General features: G+C 43.8%; 3 protein-coding genes. All 3 read right to left on the reverse strand.

Going from position 1 to position 3,029, the window contains the following annotated elements; all coding sequences use genetic code 11:
• Positions 1 to 196 precede the first annotated feature (196 nt).
• Positions 197 to 1,336, reverse strand: coding sequence for an acyl-CoA dehydrogenase family protein (locus BHE89_RS13540; protein ID WP_069369780.1), 1,140 nt, complete (start codon positions 1,334 to 1,336; stop codon positions 197 to 199).
• 95 nt (positions 1,337 to 1,431) lie between these two features.
• On the reverse strand, positions 1,432 to 2,751 hold the full coding sequence (locus BHE89_RS13545; protein ID WP_069369781.1) for a GntP family permease: 1,320 nt from the start codon (positions 2,749 to 2,751) through the stop codon (positions 1,432 to 1,434).
• A gap of 80 nt (positions 2,752 to 2,831) precedes the next feature.
• Positions 2,832 to 3,029, reverse strand: a 198-nt coding sequence (locus BHE89_RS13550) for a 2-hydroxyacyl-CoA dehydratase (RefSeq protein WP_141008299.1), incomplete at its 5' end; no start/stop codon positions are given.

Here is a 3,029-nt window from a genome sequence, read left to right on the forward strand (position 1 = left end):
GCAATTTCTACTGCAGTTTCAATTGCATTTAAGTCATACAAACTAATTTTTAACCCCGCATTATCAGTTGCGAGTGTACGATCAGGCCGTGTTGTGATGTCTTGTTCGTCATGAACAACCTTACAGCAGGCAATAAGTTTCATAATTCACATTCTCCGTTTTGCACAATGCAACAAATTAATAAGCTCAAATCTCATTACGCTAAAATATGCTTAGCGATAACCATGCGTTGCACTTCACTTGTGCCTTCAAAAATTTCAGTCAGTTTTGCTTCACGCATCAAACGTTCAACAGGGTAGGATTTGGTGTAACCCATACCGCCATGTAATTGAACGGCTTTTTGAGTCACATAAGTGGCAGCTTCTGCGGCATAAAGTTTGGCTTGAGCAGATTCGCGAGTGTAAGGAAGACCAGTCATTTTGGCAGCAGCAGCCCGATAAACCAGCATACGGGCGCAATCAACACGGGTTGCCATATCCACTAATACCCATTGAATACCTTGATTAGCAGCAATGGGTTTACCAAATTGAATACGCTCTTTGGTGTAAGTGATCGTGGCATCTAAGGCACTTTGCGCGATCCCTAGTGCCAGTGCTGAACAACTTAAACGGCCACCATCTAAGGTTTCCATTGCAATATTAAAACCTTTACCTTCTTCACCTAGCATCGCACTGGCAGGAACCACACAATCACTGAAACTCACAGAGCAGGTTTCAGAGCCGTTCATCCCCATTTTGTCTTCAGGTAAACCAATGCTGATACCTGGGTTATCACGCTCCACTAAGAATGCGGTGATCCCTTTTACACCTTTGCTTTTATCTGTCATCGCAAACACGATAAAGAAAGCACCTTGAGGCGCAGCAGTGATCCACAGTTTAGAACCATTGATCACATAGTTATCACCTTGGCGAACGGCTGTTGTCTCTTGAGCCGCGGCATCACAACCCGCGCTAGGCTCTGACAGACAAAAGCACCCTAATTTTTCGCCAGAAACCACACCCGGCAAAATACGTGCTTTAGTCGCTTCATCAGCATATTTTTGAATAATGGGTCCTGTTAAAGAACATTGCGATCCCATGATCATGGCGTGAGAGGCACTCACTTTTGCCATCTCTTCAGTGGCTAATACATAGCTAATTGCATCGGCTTCTGTTCCGCCATAAGCTTCGTCAATATTAAAACCAAAGAGTCCTAATTCAGCCATCGGTGCGACACTTTCACTTGGAAAACGGTGCTCTTTATCAATTGCCCCCGCAATGGGTTTAATTTCGTTTTCAACGAACTCTCTGACCATATCGCGGATCAGGACTTGTTCTTCTGTTAGCTGAAAATCCATGTTTATTTTCCTCTGAGAATATTTAGGGTTATCTCTATGGCGTGCGATTTCACGTTTGTCGTCTTATCGCACGCATTAATGGGTTAACGTTATTTCTACATCGTCGCGATAGATGCCGGTAAAAAGGTGTACAGCAGCAACATAAACATCATGGCTAACAGTGGGATAGCGAGGGTTAATGTCCCCACAGGGCCGTATCCCTCTTTATGGCTGACACCACAAACGCTAAAGACAGTGATAATCAATCCGTTAAATGGCGGTGTTGTACTCATAGATGCCATGGTGGCGACACGGTGTAATGAACCTTGATCAACCACGGTGGCAGGGAACATCGCAGCAATCATTGGCATGGCGATACTTAATGCACCAGAGCCTGAACCACTGATAAACACCAGCGCACCGACAGAAATCGCTGTGACGACAAGAGGATTAAGCCCCGATTGCGCAATCGCTTGGAATGATTCTTTGAATGCGGGTAATGTCATAACTAACGCACCAAATCCAACAATAACCGCCGTGTTAAAGAGGGAGGTCACCCCTTCCATCGTTCCTGCCGCTAAATTAGGAACAAGTTTTTTCCAATCGAGATAGCGCAAGTACACAATCAAGGCGGCAATAATGGCGCAGAACAGCGCAATAGCGGGATCCCATTTCAGGATATTCAACACGACAAGCAGAATAACCATAGGGAGTAATGCAACGAGTACATTAGGTAATTGGCGATCTTTTTTACCTTCCTCTGCTTTCGCTGTTTTTTCGTCTTCAACCCAGCCTTCACCTTTTGCTTTTACACGCTTAAATAACCAAGTGAGATAAATAATGACCAAAGTGACTTGAAATAATGCCGTCAACATACCCGGTACTAACCCCGCAGTCGCTGACGTACCTAAGAATTTCATAGGGATAAGGTTTTGGATCTGAGGCGATCCTGGCATTATCATCACAAAGGTACCCGCACCTGCAAAATAGACAGCGGGAATAAGTCTGCGAGGAAGATTCGCTTTGCGGAATAAACTCACCATCATTGAATAAACGGTAAACAGTGCAACAAACACGGAAACACCGCCGTAGGCTAAAATGGCACAAGCCGCAACTAATGAAGGAATAACGGCTCTTTCACCAAATTTACCAATAATAAAAGAGGCAACACTATCAGCAGCGCCACTGATAGCGGTTAATTTGCCAAAAATCGCACCAAGTACGAAAATGAAGAAGAAGCTACCAAAATAACCACCTAATCCCCCGGTATACACTTGTAATAGTGCATCGACAGGATTAAGCATATCTGGTGATACAAGCCATGCAGTCACAGCAAGAAACAAGCTAGTGGTAAAGACAGAAATAAAAATATGTATGCCTTTCATACACATAATCATTAATATCGCTAGCCCGATGATTAAACAAATAATACCCATGATTGCCCCACTTATCGGTGTTAGGGTTCAATTGACCTGCGTAAATCACGCAGGTCTTTTGTGACTATTAATTAACGTTGTTAAGCAGAAAGCACATCTGCAAAAGTTTGCAGCGCCGTTCTTGCCTGTTCATATGTTTTAGTTTGCTGGTCTATTTCGATAATGATGGAAGGAATGCCTTCTCTATCGAGAAATTTCTTCACAATAGGGGCATCAAATTCTTCAGGATCACAGAACTTCGTCAGTAAATAGACGACACCATCAGCGCCCGTCTTTTT

It is taken from the genome of Shigella sp. FC1967 (assembly GCF_001743005.1).
Classification (GTDB): domain Bacteria; phylum Pseudomonadota; class Gammaproteobacteria; order Enterobacterales; family Enterobacteriaceae; genus Proteus.